The organism is Ensifer sp. SL37, assembly GCF_026672675.1.
Taxonomy (GTDB): domain Bacteria; phylum Pseudomonadota; class Alphaproteobacteria; order Rhizobiales; family Rhizobiaceae; genus Ensifer; species Ensifer adhaerens.
Genome location: NZ_JAPPRN010000001.1, coordinates 758,983 through 774,530, shown reverse-complemented (window position 1 = coordinate 774,530; position 15,548 = coordinate 758,983). Strand labels below are relative to the sequence as shown.

General features: G+C 63.8%; 12 protein-coding genes and 1 pseudogene. 4 read left to right on the top strand and 9 right to left on the bottom strand.

From position 1 onward, the window contains the following. Positions 1–23: 23 nt before the first annotated feature. Genes OVA00_RS03490 through fdnG form a run of 3 tightly spaced genes read right to left on the bottom strand, consistent with a single transcriptional unit; the run spans position 24 to position 4,782 of the window. Positions 24–713: a formate dehydrogenase subunit gamma gene (locus OVA00_RS03490; RefSeq protein ID WP_060604524.1), complete on the bottom strand. Its 690-nt coding sequence runs from the start codon at positions 711–713 to the stop codon at positions 24–26. Beyond that, positions 713–1,699, bottom strand: a complete 987-nt coding sequence (gene fdxH, locus OVA00_RS03485; protein ID WP_060517666.1) for a formate dehydrogenase subunit beta — start codon at positions 1,697–1,699, stop codon at positions 713–715. The genes OVA00_RS03490 and fdxH overlap by 1 nt, the downstream gene beginning before the upstream one ends. Further along, the gene (fdnG, locus tag OVA00_RS03480; protein ID WP_082620423.1) at positions 1,696–4,782 is read right to left on the bottom strand and encodes a formate dehydrogenase-N subunit alpha; all 3,087 of its coding nucleotides are present in this window, start codon (positions 4,780–4,782) and stop codon (positions 1,696–1,698) included. Before fdnG ends, fdxH begins: the two co-directional genes overlap by 4 nt. Positions 4,783–4,976: 194 nt before the next feature. Between fdnG and selD the strand changes: the two genes are divergently transcribed. Continuing rightward, on the top strand, positions 4,977–6,023 hold the full coding sequence (gene selD, locus OVA00_RS03475) for a selenide, water dikinase SelD (RefSeq protein ID WP_326494119.1): 1,047 nt from the start codon (positions 4,977–4,979) through the stop codon (positions 6,021–6,023). Positions 6,024–6,235: 212 nt separating this feature from the next. Here the strand turns inward: selD and OVA00_RS03470 are convergent, their stop codons facing one another. Beyond that, entirely contained in the window at positions 6,236–6,367 is a 132-nt protein-coding gene (locus OVA00_RS03470) for a hypothetical protein (RefSeq protein ID WP_256436337.1), read from the bottom strand. Continuing rightward, a pseudogene (locus OVA00_RS03465) lies at positions 6,346–7,217 on the bottom strand (adenylate/guanylate cyclase domain-containing protein); the annotation flags it as partial. The gene OVA00_RS03470 and the pseudogene OVA00_RS03465, both read right to left, overlap by 22 nt. A 169-nt stretch (positions 7,218–7,386) precedes the next feature. On the opposite strand from OVA00_RS03465, the gene OVA00_RS03460 reads away from it, so the two are divergent. Continuing rightward, a complete protein-coding gene (locus tag OVA00_RS03460; protein ID WP_112771489.1) occupies positions 7,387–7,842 on the top strand; it encodes an SRPBCC family protein in 456 nt (151 codons plus the stop codon). Between the two features lie 196 nt (positions 7,843–8,038). Continuing rightward, positions 8,039–8,206: an intracellular growth attenuator family protein gene (locus OVA00_RS03455; protein ID WP_146749529.1), complete on the top strand. Its 168-nt coding sequence runs from the start codon at positions 8,039–8,041 to the stop codon at positions 8,204–8,206. 98 nt (positions 8,207–8,304) lie between these two features. Here OVA00_RS03455 and OVA00_RS03450 read toward each other — a convergent pair whose 3' ends face one another. Beyond that, positions 8,305–10,374 carry an ATP-dependent helicase gene (locus OVA00_RS03450; RefSeq protein ID WP_192445450.1) on the bottom strand — a complete coding sequence of 690 codons (2,070 nt, stop codon included), beginning with the start codon at positions 10,372–10,374 and terminating at the stop codon, positions 8,305–8,307. Between the two features lie 375 nt (positions 10,375–10,749). Between OVA00_RS03450 and OVA00_RS03445 the strand changes: the two genes are divergently transcribed. Beyond that, positions 10,750–10,929 carry a hypothetical protein gene (locus OVA00_RS03445; protein ID WP_034789801.1) on the top strand — a complete coding sequence of 60 codons (180 nt, stop codon included), beginning with the start codon at positions 10,750–10,752 and terminating at the stop codon, positions 10,927–10,929. A gap of 208 nt (positions 10,930–11,137) precedes the next feature. On the opposite strand, the gene OVA00_RS03440 is transcribed toward OVA00_RS03445, so the two are convergent. The 3 genes from OVA00_RS03440 to OVA00_RS03430 are packed head-to-tail and all read right to left on the bottom strand — an operon-like array spanning position 11,138 to position 15,547. Further along, positions 11,138–11,452 carry a hypothetical protein gene (locus OVA00_RS03440; RefSeq protein ID WP_113080255.1) on the bottom strand — a complete coding sequence of 105 codons (315 nt, stop codon included), beginning with the start codon at positions 11,450–11,452 and terminating at the stop codon, positions 11,138–11,140. Then, positions 11,446–12,918: a siroheme synthase CysG gene (gene cysG, locus OVA00_RS03435; protein WP_268087995.1), complete on the bottom strand. Its 1,473-nt coding sequence runs from the start codon at positions 12,916–12,918 to the stop codon at positions 11,446–11,448. The genes OVA00_RS03440 and cysG overlap by 7 nt, the downstream gene beginning before the upstream one ends. After that, complete coding sequence (locus OVA00_RS03430) at positions 12,890–15,547, bottom strand: nitrate reductase (RefSeq protein WP_268088499.1); 2,658 nt, start codon at positions 15,545–15,547, stop codon at positions 12,890–12,892. The genes cysG and OVA00_RS03430 overlap by 29 nt, the downstream gene beginning before the upstream one ends. Position 15,548: the final 1 nt, after the last annotated feature.

Below are 15,548 nucleotides of genomic sequence, written 5' to 3'. Positions count from 1 at the left end.
ACGCGCGGCGCTGTAGGAGACCTTCATTTTGACGGGTCGGAGCCCTGGCGTCCAGCCAGTTCGCGCAGCCATTTGCGATGATGCCGAAAGGCCCAGCCGCCGGTGACGGTGCCGCGGGTCATGGCCCTTATCGTGCCGCGCGTCCAGATTGCCGCATAGACATGGACGATGAAGATCAGGATCGTGAAAAGCGCCGCCAGCGAATGCACCGCGACCGCGATGCGGCGAACGGGGATGGAAACGAGGTCCGGGAAGTACTGCTCCCAGATCATGATGCCGGTCGTCACGAGCACGACGATCAGACCGGACATGCCCCAGAAGACCATCTTCTGGCCGGCATTGTATTTTCCGAGTTCGGGCAAGCTCTCTTCGTTGCCCTGGAGTAGATCACCGAACTTGCGGCTCCATTCCACATCCTCGCGCCGCGGCAGATTGAGCTTCCACATCTGCGCAAACAGGAGGAGGAAGCTTGCGACGAGGATAAGTCCGACGATCGGATGCAGCCATCGCGTGGTCTGGCCGCCGCCGAAGAGGCCGGTCAGGAAAAACAGCGACGGGTGGAAGAAGGAAAGTCCGGAGATCAGAAGCACGATCATGCAGGCGGCGGTGACCCAATGGTTGAGACGGGTATAACCACGATAGCGATTGACGGTGACCGGATGCTTCGTCTCGATCCTGTCGCCGGGGGCCGAATAGATACGTTTGTCAGCCATCACGCCTCCCTGCCGCCTTGCGGGCGGTTGCGATCCTCGACGAGTTCCTCCGCCTCGCCTTCCTCATGGGCGGTCACCTCGTTCGGCCGGGCGAAGATGCCGTGCAGCACGGCGCCGGCGGCGGCAAGTCCGGCAACGGCGAGACCAACGGTTTTGGCCGGACCCTTCCAGCCGCGCACCACCGGCGAAATCTGCGGATCCTCCGGCAGCCCGGAATAGAGCGACGGTTGATCGGCATGGTGCAGCACATACATCACATGCGTTCCGCCGACGCCTTGCGGGTCATAGAGGCCGGCATGATCGTAGCCGCGCGACTTCAGGTCCTCGACACGCTCGTTGGCAAGCGTGACCATGTCTTCCTTCGTGCCGAAGGAAATCGCCTTGGTCGGGCAGGCCTTGGCGCAGGCCGGTCCTTGTCCAACCGCCACGCGGTCCGAGCAAAGCGTGCATTTCTTCGACACATGCGCGGTCTTCGAGATACGCGGAATGTTGAAGGGACAGCCGGCGATGCAATAGCCGCAGCCGATGCAGTTGTCGGAGATGAAATCGACGATGCCGTTGGAATATTGCACGATGGCGCCCGGTGCCGGGCAAGCCTTGAGACAGCCGGGATCGGCGCAGTGCATGCAGCCGTCCTTGCGGATCAACCACTCGAACTCGTTGGTAACCGGGTTCTCGTATTCAGTGAACCGCATCAGCGTGAACATATCAGCTGTCAGGTCATGCGGGTTCTCGTAGACGCCGACATTTTCCTCCAGGTCCGGATGGGTGTCGTTCCATTCGATGCAGGCGGACTGGCAGGCCTTGCAGCCGATGCATTTCGACACGTCGATCAGCTTGGCGACCGGGGTCAGCTGTCGTTCGGGTGCCGGCACGTTGCTTGTTGCCGAAGCCTTGACGACGTCGCTCGGCAACAGGTTCGACGCCAGCGGTTGCAGCGGCGGGTTGGCGGCGGCCGTTACCGGTTCCGGTGCGCGTTCGCTCATGCCGAAGCTCCTTCTTCCGCCGCCGGTTCGATGTTGACCAGGAAGGCCTTGAACTCCGGCGTGTCGATATTGGCGTCGCCGACGAAGGGAGTGAGGCTGTTCGGGCCGAAGCCCTTGCGGGCCGCACCCATGAAGCCCCAGTGCAAGGGAATGCCGACCACATGGACCGGCTTGCCGTTGCAGATCAGCGGACGAATTCGCTTCGTCACCACTGCCTTCGCCCAGACCTCGCCACGTGCGCTCCACACGCGCACCCGCCCGCCCTTGGTGATGCCGCGTTCAGCCGCCAGCTCCTCGCTGATCTCCACGAAGAATTCCGGCTGCAGCACGGCGTTGACCCGGCTGTGCTTGGTCCAGAAGTGGAAATGCTCGGTGAGGCGGTAAGATGTGGCAACGAAGGGGAAGTCGGTGCTCGTGCCCAGCTGCTGCAGGTCGCCGGGGAAGATGCGCGCGACGGGATTGCCGCGAAGTTTGGCGTTGAACGGATTTTCGACCGGGCTTTCGAACGGCTCCATATGTGTTGGGAACGGCCCGTCCCGCATCAGCTTGCGGGCAAAGAGGCGGGCGGTGCCCTCCGGCGTCATGATGAACGGCATCACCGCCTCGGGCTTTGCCGTCACCGCTATGTCGGGAACGTCGAAGCCGGCCCAACGCTCGCCGTTCCATTCGATCAGTTTACGCGCCGGATCCCAGGGTTTGCCCTGGAGATCGCAGGACGCGCGATTGTAGAGGATGCGGCGATTGGCCGGCCAGGCGAAGGTCCATTTGAGGAAGGTGCCGACATCGCCCGGATCGCTGTTGTCGCGCCGGGCCATCATGTTGCCTTCTTCCGTCCAGGAGCCGGCGTAAATCCAGCAGCCCGACATGGTGGATCCGTCGTCACGCATCACGCCGAAGTTCGGCAGGAGCTTGCCCGCCTCGACCAGCACCTTCGTCGGATCGGTCGGGTCATAGAGCGTCTGCAGCGCCCGTCCGTTCATCTCCTGGGCAAGCTCGGCCGGTTCCGGCTCGTAAGGGTCCTTGTAATCCCAGGCAAGGTTCAGGATCGGCTCGGGACAGACCCCGCCTTCCTTGCGGTAGAGTTCACGCACCCGCAGGAAGATGTTGGCCATGATCCAGGTGTCGTGCTTGGCGTCACCAGGCGGTGTCGCCCCCGGCCAGTGCCATTGCAGCCAGCGGCCCGAATTGACAGTGGCGCCCTCGTCCTCGGCAAAGCAGGTCGCCGGGAGTTGCAAGACCTCCGTCATGATCTTGGCGGAGTCCACCTGGTTGTAGATACCGTGGTTTTCCCAGAAATGCGCCGTCTCGGTCTGCAGCGGGTCGATTGTCACGAGCAGTTTCAGCTTCGACAGACCCTCGGTCAGCTTCGCCCGATTGGGGAAGGACAGAAGCGGGTTGAAGCCCTGGCAGAAGTAGAGGTTCACTTCGCCGCGGCTCATCATGTCGAACATCCTGAGGATGTCGTAGTAGGGGACATCGAGCTTCGGCAACCAGTCGAAGCCCCAGTCGTTTTCCTTCGTGGCAGCGCTGCCCCACATGGCCTTCAGGAAACTGACCATGAATTTGGGGGTGTTCTGCCAATAGCTTGTCTGGCCGGGAACGAGCGGCTTGTTGCCGCGCGTCGACATGTAGGTGGTGTAGTCCGTCTCCTTTTCCGTCGCGAGGTTCATGTAACCCGGCAGGGAGTTGGAAAGCAGGCCGATGTCGGTCAATCCTTGGATGTTGGAGTGACCGCGCAGCGCGTTGACGCCACCGCCCGGCAGGCCGACATTGCCGAGGATGAGCTGCAGCATCGCCATGCCGCGGATGTTCTGGGCGCCTTTCGAATGCTGCGTCCAGCCGAGCGCATAGAGCGAGGTCATCACCTTGTCGCGCGCCGACGTCGCGCCGATCATCTCGCAGATCTTCAGATAGCGATCCTTGGGCGTGCCGCAGATATTTTCCACGAATTCCGGTGTGTAGACTGCGACATGCTCTTTCAGGAGGTTCCAGACACAGCGCGGGTCGGTGAGAGTCGGATCGGTTTTGACCGTTCCGTCCTCGTTGAGCTGGTAGTCCCAGGCGGTACGATCGTAGTCGCGCTTCTCCTCGTCATAGCCGGTGAAGAGACCATCGGCCCAGCCGAACTCCGGGTTCACCAGATAGGTGGCGTTGGTATAGTTCTTGACGTAGTCCCACTGCACCTTGTCGTTCTCGATGCAGTAGCGGATCGCGCCCATCAGGAAGGCGATGTCGGAGCCGGGGCGGATCGGCGCATAGACATCGGCGACCGAGGCCGTGCGGTTGAAGCGCGGATCGACCACGATCAGCCGGGCGCCGCGATGATGCTTGGCTTCCGTCACCCATTTGAAGCCGCAGGGATGAGCTTCGGCCGCGTTGCCACCCATGACGATGACGAGGTCGGTGTTCTTGATGTCGGTCCAGGCGTTCGTCATTGCGCCGCGGCCAAATGTTGGAGCCAAACTGGCTACCGTGGGGCCGTGTCAGACGCGTGCCTGGTTGTCGAAGCCGACGACTCCCATAGACCGGACGGTCTTGTAGGTCAGCCATCCCGTCTCGTTGGTGCCGCCCGACGCCGCAAGGAAGCCCATCGTCGTCCAGCGGTTGACGGTCACGCCGGCCGCGTTCTTCTCGATGAAGTTCTTGTCGCGGTCGTCCTTGATCGCTCGGGCGATCTTGTCGAAGGCATCTTCCCAGGAGATGTCCTGCCAGGTGTCGGCGCCCGGAGCGCGGTGACGCGGCTTCGTGGCGCGGGTCTCAGACTTCACGAAGTCCTTGAGCGCCGCGCCCTTGGGACAGAGCGTCCCGCGGTTGGTCGGATGATCGGCATCGCCCTCGATATGGATGAGCTCCGCCTTCTCGCCGGCGGAAAGATCACCCTTCGAATACATCAGGATGCCGCAGGCGACCGAACAGTAAGTGCAGACGTTGCGGGTCTCGGTGGTGCTTGCGAGTTTGAAGGCACGCACATGGGCGGCTGTTGCGGCCTCGGCCGCTCCGAAGCCCATGGCGCCGATCGTGGTGGCCGCGGCTCCTGCGCCAGCGAGCTTCAGGAAACTGCGGCGGGAAAGATCGATGTTCATTGGAGGTCATCCTCTTCCATGCGTATCGGTCTTACCGGGATGGTCGAACCTCAAGGCCCTGGTGTCAAGAAGGAATTGAATGGCATTTGCCCCGAAAAGTCATGGTCTTGCCCGGGATCATCGGTCATGATCGCGAGCTGCGACAGGGCCGCCTTTGACGCAACCGTATGAAGGGAGTTCCAACCGTGAGCAGTATTTCCGCTTCTGCCGAACCGCGCCTGACCTCGCTTGCCCATGGCGGCGGCTGCGGCTGCAAGATCGCCCCGGGCGTGCTTCAGGACATTTTGCGCGGACGGGTACAACTGCCGGTCCCGCCGGAACTTCTGGTCGGCATTGAGACCTCGGACGATGCAGCGGTCTATCGCCTAAACGATCACCAGGCGGTGGTCGCCACCACGGACTTCTTCATGCCTGTTGTCGACGAACCCCACGATTTCGGCCGGATCGCCGCGACGAATGCCATCAGCGACATCTACGCCATGGGCGGAACGCCGATCTTCGCACTGGCGCTGGTCGGCATGCCGGTCAACGTGCTCTCGACGGAAACCATTGGCGCCATCCTCGACGGCGGGGCGGTGGCCTGTCGGGCGGCCGGCATTCCGATCGCCGGCGGCCACACGATCGATTCCGTCGAGCCGATCTACGGTCTCGTCGCGATCGGGCTCGTCGATCCGGCCCATCTCAAGCGCAACAGCGGAGCCGAGCCGGGTGACGTGCTGATCCTCGGCAAGCCGCTCGGCGTCGGCATCTTTTCCGCGGCGTTGAAAAAGGGCGCGCTCGATGAAGCCGGCTATATCAGGATGATCGAAAGCACCACGCGCCTCAACACGGCCGGACCCGATCTCGCGCGGCTTTCCGGCGTGCATGCCATGACGGACGTGACGGGTTTTGGCCTTGCCGGCCACGCGCTCGAAATGGCGCGCGGGTCGAACTGCCAGGTCCGGGTCGACTGGTCCGCCGTTCCCCTTCTGGAAGGTGCTTTCGATCTGGCTGCCGCCGGTTTTGTCACCGGCGCCTCCGGGCGGAACTGGGCAAGCTATGGGCAGGACGTGGCCTTTGCCCGCGAGATGGGCGCGATCGACAAGGCGCTGCTTTGCGATCCACAAACGAGCGGCGGCTTGCTCGTCGCCTGTGACCGGTCGTCCGCGCAGGCGGTGCTCGACCTGTTCGACAAGCACGGTTTCGGCGCGGCGGTGATCGGGGAAACTGTGGCCGGGCCGGCGGGATTGGTGATCGCGTAGCCTTTGGCGCTTACCCGGCCCTGCCGAGCTTGGCTGCGTCTCTCTAAGCCAAATCTCGCGTCGACCAGAGTGGTCGCAACGTCTTTCGTCGGGACGGGTTGGTCCCGGCGATGATCGTTGTATTGCGGCCGGGCTGTGTCGGCCGCAACAAGATGGATGCGGAGGCACGATCTCTCCACGCCGTGACGGTTGGGGTGCGCTTCTTACCCCGGCTATTGCTCGGCAGACCGGAGCGCGCCGGCATCGTACACGACCTTGCCGCCAAGCAGGGTCAATACCGATCGGATGGTATCGATCTCGTCAACCGGCATCGTCATGTAGGGCTTGTCGAGCACTGCCGGCACAGGCCACCCTCCAGGCGGCTGACGAGATTGACCGCCGGGCCGATGGCTGTGAAGTCGAGCCTATCGGCGGCACCTATATTGCCCCAGAGAATGTCGCCGAGGTGCAGGGCGACGCCGAAGGAGAGCGGCGGTAGCCCCTCGGCCTGCCGGGCCTGGTCGAGATGCGCCATGCCGGCGCGCGCGGCGGTGACCGCGCGCAAGGCTGCGTCGCAGGCTTCGCTCGGCGAGCCGCTCACCGGAAAGATCGCCAGAACGCCGTCGCCGATGAATTTCAGCACCTCGCCGCCAAAGGCATGGATCGCGCCGGCGAGGCGATCGAACCAGGCGTCGAGGGCCGCGATCACCACGGCGGGTTCCGATGTTTCGGACAGCGCCGTGAAGTTGCGCAAATCGGCATAGAGTAGGGCCGCGCGAATGGTTTCGCCGGTGCCGCGGCCCGCTCGGCAAGAACCGCCAAGGGCGCGACGGCAAAGCGCGCGACATCACCAAGCCGCGCCGTCTCTTCCGGGCCGAACGGGCGCGTCCCGGCCCAGCCGAGCGACGCGCGTTCATTCCCCGAACCGGTCGATTGTTGCAGCAGTGGCCCGAGCCCGGCCAGCCACTCCTCTCCCGCCCGGTCGGAGACGGCGCCGGCAAAGCCTAGGCTCTCGATCACCACGCCGGTCTCGGCTCGCCAAAGCCAGGTGCGGCGGGCGATGATCGGATGCGGCACGGCGAGCGTAAGCGCGCCGCCCGAGAGCGGCAGACCGTCGGCGACGAGCTGGCGGCCAAGGTCGGACAGGAATCGGTCCGGCTCCTGCGAGGCGCTTGCCTCGTCCACGAGCCAGGCAAGGGGGGCGGACAAATCCATGCCGAAGAGGATAGGGTCGAGCGCCCTATGGACAAGCCCTTTCCCGCCGCCGCGCTGCGCGCAAGTCAGGGGCGGACGGTGGCGCCGTCCGCCCCTGCGGTCTATGATTGCGGCAGCCTGCAGAAGGACTCTCAAGCCGCAGGCAGGCCAATCAGCAAAGGGAAGACCGATGCCAGAAGCCCTCGTCGTCCGCCGCGAAGCGCATATTCCGGGGCCACCCGCCGCAGTGTTCGCTCTTTTGACCGACCCGGAAAAGATCCTGCGCTGGATGGGAACGGAGGCCGACACCAAGGCGGAGCCCGGCGGTCTCTATCTCGTCAACGTGACCGGGGCCCGTTTTGCCCGCGGGTCTTTCCGCGAGGTCGTGCCGGTGCATCGGCTCGCCTATAGCTTCGGCTGGGAAGGCAGCGACATTGTCCCGCCCGGCTCGAGCCTGATCGAGAGCGACCTGATCGAGCAGCCGCCCGGAACATTGCTGCGCCTTACGCAAACGGGTCTGCCCAGCGCCGAACAATGCGCCGGCCATGCGGAAGGCTGGGCGCATTATCTGGAGCGGCTGGGCCAGGTTGCGTCGGGCCGCGATCCAGGCCCCGATCCCTGGCTCGGCCGCGACGGCGCGGCTTGATGCAGACGTCCCTTGCTTGCCACGACTGGGCCTGAAGGCTTGACGACGGCGCTGGAATGCCATGTTGCTTGGGATTGGCGCGAACCTGCGTTCACATCTTATTGATGCCAAATCAGGACGTTAGGCGGCATATGTCATTGCGGTGCGCTGGCTGAACGCACCGGGACATGTATGAGTTTAGTCGGGATGGGAGCGAATGGACGACAACAACATCATCAAATTTGAACGACCAAAGCCGAAAAAGGAGGCGAAGCCGGCCAACCCTGTGCCGCGGAAGGCGTTGATTTGGCTGGCACTGATAGCCGCCTTGGTTGCGGTGTGGTCGTACTATCAGTTTATCGCGCCGCCGAGCTTGCCAGGCTAACAACGCTACAGACCGGCGGTTGGCGAGCGGCACGCGCTCCTCGCTTGGTCTGTCTGCAGACACAAGCGCACAATTCGCGAGCTCGCCACCGCCTTCGCTCACTTCCACATGGAGCGCATGCGGGCGCCGACGTCGATGCGGATCTGCTTGGCGCTTCGCTCGCTGGCGCTTGCCGAGATCTTCGGCCAGCTCGTCGTCTCGAAAAACTGAAGCAATGTCGCCGGGATGAAGCGGGTTCGCGAGGCGTAGACATGCCGGTCGCCCTGGGCGTTCTGGCCGTGGGTGAAGAAGCGCTGCGGCGTCACCAGGGAGAGATGATCGCGTGCCCGTGTCATGCCGACATAGAGCAGCCGCCGCTCCTCTTCGAGTTCGGCAGTTGTGCCCACGCCGAGATCGGACGGAATGCAGCCGTCGACGACGTTGAGCATGAAGACCGAGCGCCATTCCTGGCCCTTCGCCGAATGGATGGTCGACAGGATCAGATAGTCCTCGTCGAGCAGCGGCACGCCCGCCTGGTCGCTCGTGGCATCGGGCGGGTCAAGGGTCAGCTCGGTCAGGAAACGTTCGCGGTTCTGGTAGCCGCCGGCAATCTGCTCGAGCTGCAGCAGGTCGGCCTTGCGCGTGTCGGCGTCTTCATGGATCCGGTCAAGATGGGGCTCATACCAGGCGCGCGCAGCGCCAATCTCCTGCGGCCATCCGGGCTCGGCCCGTCGCAGACCGGACACCAGGTCGACGAAGCCGGTCCAGTTCTCGCCGGTCTTGGCGGGAGGCGGGATCTCAGCAAGAGCCGCGAGCGGTTCCGGATCGGCGGCGATCGCATCGAGGATCTTTCCAGCGGTCTGCGGGCCAATACCGGGCAGCATCTGCAGCAACCGGAAACCTGCGACGCGATCACGCGGGTTCTGCGCGAAGCGCAGGACTGCGAGCAGGTCCTTCACATGGGCGCTGTCGAGAAACTTCAGGCCACCGAATTTCACGAACGGAATGTTGCGGCGGGTGAGTTCGACTTCGAGCGTTCCGCTGTGATTGGACGAGCGAAAAAGCACCGCCTGCTGCTTCAAGGCGATACCGATCTCGCGGCCAGCGAGAACCTGCTCCACGATGTAGGCGGCCTGATCCGCTTCGTCCTTGACGGCGACGAGCAACGGGCGCTGCTCCGATTGCCTGTCCGTCCAGAGGTTCTTGGTAAATCGCTCCCGCGCCAGGCCGATCACGCCGTTCGCAGCGGCGAGGATCGGCTGCGTCGAGCGGTAGTTCCGGTCGAGGGTGATGACGTCGGCAGGCTCGGGCGAAAAGGCGTTCGGGAAATCGAGAATATTGCGAACCGTCGCAGCCCTGAAGGAATAGATCGACTGGGCGTCGTCGCCAACGACCGTCAATCCGTGGCCGCCGGGTCTGAGCGACATCAGGATCGACGCCTGCAGCCTGTTGGTGTCCTGATACTCGTCGACAAGAACATGATCGAAGCGTCCGCCGATATCTTCGGCAAGCTCCGGATCGGAAACCATCTGCGCCCAGTAGAGCAGGAGATCGTCATAATCGAGCACGTTCTGCGCCTGTTTGGCATCGACGTAGGCCGCAAACAGCGCCTTGAGCTGTTCGTCCCAGCCGGTGACCCAGGGATAGGCCGACTTCAATACGTCGGCAATCGAGCTTTCGGAGTTCACGACGCGTGAATAGATCGAAAGGCACGTTCCTTTCGTCGGGAAGCGGCTTTCCGTCTTCGAGAAGCCGAGCTCGTGGCGCACGAGGTTCATCAGGTCGGCACTGTCCTCCCGGTCGTGGATCGTAAAATCCGGGCCGAGACCGATTTGTTCGGCGTAGATGCGCAGGATCCGGGCGCCGATGCCATGGAAGGTGCCGGCCCAGGAGAGCGCGTCCGTCATGACTGCAGCGTTGTCGCCAAGGACCTGGCGGCAGATGCGCGCGACCCGGCGGGTCATCTCGGCTGCTGCGCGTCGAGAAAAGGTCATCAGCAGAATGCGGCGCGGATCGGCACCGTTGACGATGAGATGCGCGACGCGGTGGGCGAGCGTATTCGTCTTGCCGGAGCCGGCACCGGCGATGATGAGAAGCGGGCCGCCGACCTGTCCTTCCGGCAAGCCGATACCGTGCTCGACCGCCTCACGCTGGCGGTCATTGAGTTTTTCGAGATAGGCGGCGCTCATGCGTTCCCGTTCGTTTTCGTCGCACTCAGTCACTGCCCGCATCGATTTGCATCCAAGAGACGGGCAGGAACAAAGAAAGAACTAGCAATTTAGCATCCAGATGGAAACCCTGACGTCGCCGAGTTTTCCCTCCTGCAACGTCGGAATGTCACTCTTCCAAGGTTTTGATGACCTGCGAGATCGCCGATGGGCTTGATTGCTGCAGGTAAGGCCAATCGGCCCTGGATCGAGATCTGTCGCGGGTGATCGCCGGCTTATCGATCGGCCTATACCTCTGGCTGTGCGCCGCACGAAGAACGCGCGACGGCTTGTGGCCTTATATAGTAGATTAGAAATATGCTCCGCTCCTGCGTCCACTCGAAAGAGGAAGAGCACATGGACGAACGGAGCGTTGAAAATACCTGCGAGGCCACCGGCTCGACCGCCGAATTGCAGGAGATTGCGCGCAAGCTGGCGTCGCTCGCCCAAGAGATCAGGTCAATTGCAGCGACCCCGCTCGGCGAGACGGTCGTACTCGACGAAAGCGGCGATGGATCGGAAACGGCAGTCGACTGATGTCGGCCGCGGCGCAGCGGCTTTACTTGTTCGGTACAGGCATTCATTCCTCAATTGGGGGATGGCCGTGATCTGCCTGCGCGCTTAGAACCAGCCTACGGTGGCGACCTTGGGATATTCGGGACGTCGATACGAGGCGATGCCCTCGAATATCCCTTGGTGCGTCAGCGAGCCGCTGCCTTTTCGTACGGGGGCAGCATTGAGCTTGTCACGCTACGACCGTCATCGTCATTTCGATGTAGGCGGCAAGGCACAGGGCTGAAGCCAAGATGCCCGGCGTTGAAGGCACGGCTTGCATTATTTTCGCGAAGAACATACCGCCGGCGATGAGCAATCCGCCGAAAAGCAGACCGTGCTCTGCAACAGCGAGGCCGATGGCGCAGAGGTTCACGGCACTCGCAACCATGGTGAGGGGCGCTGCGGCCAGCGCAGCGTTCGATTGAGCCAGGAAGATGAGCCTGAAACGCGGCCAGCTGAGGCCGATGGCGAGAACGATGAACACCAGGGACATGCCCATCAGCATGCTCCGGCGAGAGTGCGCTCGATCGATACGGCCTGCTTGTCTCGGGCCGAAAACACGTCGCCGACAGCGATGAGGACCGGGTTGTCGTAGCCGATCTCCCCTATGCCCTCCGGGATTGTGGCGAGCATGCCTCGCCAGCTGCGTTCCGTCGGACGGCTGACATCGCTCATAATCACGGCCGGTGTTTCAGGTGAACGGCCTTCGCCGATAAGCTTTTCGGCAATCAGCCCCGCCGTTCGGCCACCCATGTAAAAGACCGCCGTGCTGCGCGGATCGGCAAGGCCTGTCCAGTCGACATCATCGGGCAGGCCGCCGTGGCGGGAATGACCGGTCACCAGCCGAAGCGACTGGGCATAGTCGCGATGGGTCAGCGACAGACCGAGACGGGAGGCCATGGCGCTTGCGGCAGTGATGCCGGGGATAACGTAGACGGGAATGTTCTCGCGGTCGAGATGGGCGATTTCCTCGCCGGCCCGGCCGAAAACCATGGGGTCGCCGGATTTCAGCCGCACCACGCGTTTCCCAGCCTTGGCGAGCTTGACCATCATGGCGTTGATGTCTTCCTGCCGGCAGCTTTCGCGGCCGCCGCGCTTTCCGACCAGCATGCGCTTTGCCTCCCGCCGGGCGAGTTCGAGCACGTCTGAAGAAACGAGGTCGTCGAAAAGGATGACATCGGCCGCTTGCAGCGCGCGCACGGCCTTCAGCGTCAGGAGTTCGGCATCGCCCGGTCCCGCGCCGACCAAAGTCACGTGACCGATGGCGGGGGCTCCCGCGAGCCTTTCGGCATCAGCAAAAAGCACCCCGCCTACGCCCTCCTCCGGCGTATCCATGGTCGAAAAGACGCGATCGGCAAAACGTTCCCAGAAGAGGCGGCGCCGGGGACCGGGTTCGATCCGGCGGTTCACCGCTCCACGAAGAGACTGGGCCAGCGCTGCCCAGGCCTTCAGGCTTTTCGGCAGCAGCGTCTCGATCTTGCGGCGGATCGTCTGGGCGAGGATCGGGGCGGCGCCATCGGTCGAGATTGCAACGATGACGGGCGAGCGGTTGACGATCGAGCCGAACTGGAACTCGCAGAAGTCCGGCTGGTCGATGACGTTGACCGGAACGCCCGCCGCGCGGGCGGCGGCGAAGAATGCCCGCGCCTCCGCCTGGTCCTCGCAATCGCCGACGGCGAGCGCGGCACCGTCAAGATCGGCGGGCGCCCAGTGCCGGCGGTTTAGCGTGACGCTGGCGGTGGGGTGTTGCGGGGTACGGCCGGCAAATGCCGCGAGCGCCTCGTCGTTCCCTTCAGCGTAAAGGTCGACGCGAGCGCCGCAGGCGGCCAGAAGCTCGGCCTTCCACATCGCTCCGTCCGTTGCACCGGCCACCACGACGCGCCGCCCCTCCAGCGCCCAGAAGACGGGCAGCTTGGCGAGCGCCTCCATGCGGGCGGGTCCGTCACTCTGCGGCTGCTGCAAGACATCCATCGATGATCCCCCTGATTTCGGCGCGGCAGGAGCCGCAATTGGTTCCGGCATTGAGCGCCACGCCGACGGTCTCGACGCTGTGGCAACCGCCGCGTACGGCCGCGACGATCTGGTTGACGCCAACACCGAAGCAGGAGCAGACGGTGGCGCCGGGATCCGGCTTGTCCGCCCCCGGACGGCCCGCGACGAGCGCGAAGCGCTTGCGCAGATTGGCGTGGTCAGCGCCGAGTTGTGCGATCGCCCAGTTGCGCGCGACGGCGACCGGTTCGCGCGCGAGGAAGAAGGCCGCGAGAAGCTGCGGACCATCGAAGAAGGCGAGCCTGATGTCGCCGGTCTGTGCATCCGCATAGCCGAGCGGCTCTACCCCTTGCGGGATCGCAAGAACGCGGCGGCACCAGCCGGCCCAGTCGTCCACCGGCTCGGCAAAAGCCAGTTCCAATCGCCAGCCGCCAGCCGCCTTCGCCAGCGCCCAATAGGCAGCATCCGGATCGACCGGCTTTGCCAGCGAGACAGCGAAGGCGTAGTGCGTCGCCTTGAACTTTCGCGCGGCGACCGCAATGTTCTTCGATGCCGGCTGGCCGGAAAGACGATCGGTGATCGGCGGCACGAGGACATCGATGCGTGCCTTCGCCGCAAACTGGTCGTTCCAGTGCATCGGCGCGAAGATGCTGCCGCGCGCCTGGCGGTCGGTGATGAGGGCACGTACGAACGCCTTGCCCTCAGGGCTTTCGATCTCGATAAGGTCGGCGTTGCCGACGCCGATCTCCATCGCATCACGCGGGTGCAGTTCCGCAAACGGTTCGGCGATATGGGCCGAGAGGCGCGCGCTTTTGCCTGTGCGGGTCATCGTGTGCCACTGGTCGCGAATGCGGCCGGTGTTGAGCGTGAACGGGTAATCGGCATTGGTGCGGTCGGTCTCTGCCGGGCGAACGGCCACGAACCGGCCTCTGCCGTCAGCGTGATAGAAGTTGCCCGCCGCAAAGAAACGGCTTTCGGCGCGCTTCTGGCCTTCCCGTTGGGGCCACTGGAAGGGCGTCAGCCCGTCGTAGTCCTCAAGCGCAAGATCGGCATAGGCGCCAATGTCGAAATCGCGGCTGCCGGCATTTTCGAAGGCCGAGAGCGCGGCATGTTCGCGGAAGATCGCGGCGGGCGCTTCGTAGGCGAAAGCATCGGTATGGCCCAGGCGGCGACCGACCTCGGCCAGTTGCCACCAGTCCGCCCGGGCTTCTCCCGGTGCGGCGAGGAACGCCCGCTGGCGCGAGATGCGGCGTTCGGAATTGGTGACCGTGCCGCTCTTTTCCCCCCAACCGAGCGACGGCAGCAGCACATGCGCGTGGCGGGCGGTATCAGTTTCTTTCAGGATGTCGGAAACCACGACGAAGGGACAGGCCCTGATCGCGGCCTCGACGGCGTCGGCATCCGGCATCGAGACGACGGGGTTCGTTGCCATGATCCAGAGCGCCTTGACGCGACCGTCTGCCACCGCCCGAAAGAGATCGACGGCCTTGAGCCCCGGCTTTTCGGCAATCTTTGGCGAACGCCAGAAGCGCTGGACGCGATCGCGATCACCGGCATCTTCGATCGCCATGTGTGCGGCGAGCATGTTCGCAAGCCCGCCGACCTCGCGGCCGCCCATCGCATTCGGCTGCCCCGTCAGCGAGAACGGCCCCATGCCCGGCCGGCCGATGCGGCCGGTCGCAAGGTGACAGTTGAGGATCGCGTTGACCTTGTCGGTGCCCGAAGACGACTGGTTGACGCCTTGGCTGTAGCAGGTCACGACCTTCTCGGTTGTCGAAAACAGCCGGTAGAATTCGCGCAACTGCATCGCCGGAAGACCGGTCCGCTCGAGCACGTCGTCGAACGAAACACCGCCCGCTGCGAGCAAGGTATCACCGAAGCCGGCCGTATGCGCCGCGACATAGTTCTGGTCGACGGCATTGCTGGAAACCAGATGTGAGAACAGCCCGACGAAGAGCGCCACATCGGCGTCGGGCCGGATCGCGAGATGCAGGTCTGCGATATCGGCCGTCATGGTGCGGCGCGGATCGATGAGAACGATTTTGAGGCCCGGCCGTTTCGCCTTGGCGGCGGCAAGGCGCTGGTAGAGGACGGGGTGGCACCAGGCAAGGTTCGATCCGGTGAGTACGACCAGATCGGCCAGCTCCAGATCCTCATAGGTCCCGGGTACCGTATCCGAACCGAAGGCACGGCGATGACCGGCAACCGACGAGGACATGCAGAGACGTGAATTGGTATCGATGTTGGCGGAACCGACAAAACCCTTCATCAGCTTGTTGGCGACGTAGTAGTCTTCGGTGAGCAACTGGCCGGAGACGTAGAAGGCGACCGAATCCGGGCCGTGTTCGGCAATCGTTTCCGCAAAGCGTGCGGCGACGAGGTCGAGCGCTTCGTCCCAGCCAGCCTGGCATCCGTCGATCTCCGGATGCAGCAGCCGACCGTCGAGGTCGAGGGTCTCGGCGAGTGCGGACCCCTTGGAGCACAGCCTGCCGAAATTGGCGGGATGGTCGGCATCGCCGCGCACGGCGACGGCGCCGTTGTCATCGACCGTCGCGATGACCCCGCAGCCGACGCCGCAATAGGGACAGGTGGTCTTGACCTCCTTTTCCATG

Bases quoted from the DNA above. Each gene is read 5' to 3' on its own strand.
- OVA00_RS03430 (WP_268088499.1), bottom strand. From the start codon at position 15,547: ATGGAAAAGGAGGTCAAGACCACCTGTCCCTATTGCGGCGTCGGCTGC.
- OVA00_RS03440 (WP_113080255.1), bottom strand. From the start codon at position 11,452: ATGCTGATGGGCATGTCCCTGGTGTTCATCGTTCTCGCCATCGGCCTC.
- cysG (WP_268087995.1), bottom strand. From the start codon at position 12,918: ATGGATGTCTTGCAGCAGCCGCAGAGTGACGGACCCGCCCGCATGGAG.
- OVA00_RS03460 (WP_112771489.1), top strand. From the start codon at position 7,387: ATGCCAGAAGCCCTCGTCGTCCGCCGCGAAGCGCATATTCCGGGGCCA.
- OVA00_RS03490 (WP_060604524.1), bottom strand. From the start codon at position 713: ATGGCTGACAAACGTATCTATTCGGCCCCCGGCGACAGGATCGAGACG.
- OVA00_RS03445 (WP_034789801.1), top strand. From the start codon at position 10,750: ATGGACGAACGGAGCGTTGAAAATACCTGCGAGGCCACCGGCTCGACC.
- fdxH (WP_060517666.1), bottom strand. From the start codon at position 1,699: ATGAGCGAACGCGCACCGGAACCGGTAACGGCCGCCGCCAACCCGCCG.
- OVA00_RS03455 (WP_146749529.1), top strand. From the start codon at position 8,039: ATGGACGACAACAACATCATCAAATTTGAACGACCAAAGCCGAAAAAG.
- OVA00_RS03450 (WP_192445450.1), bottom strand. From the start codon at position 10,374: ATGAGCGCCGCCTATCTCGAAAAACTCAATGACCGCCAGCGTGAGGCG.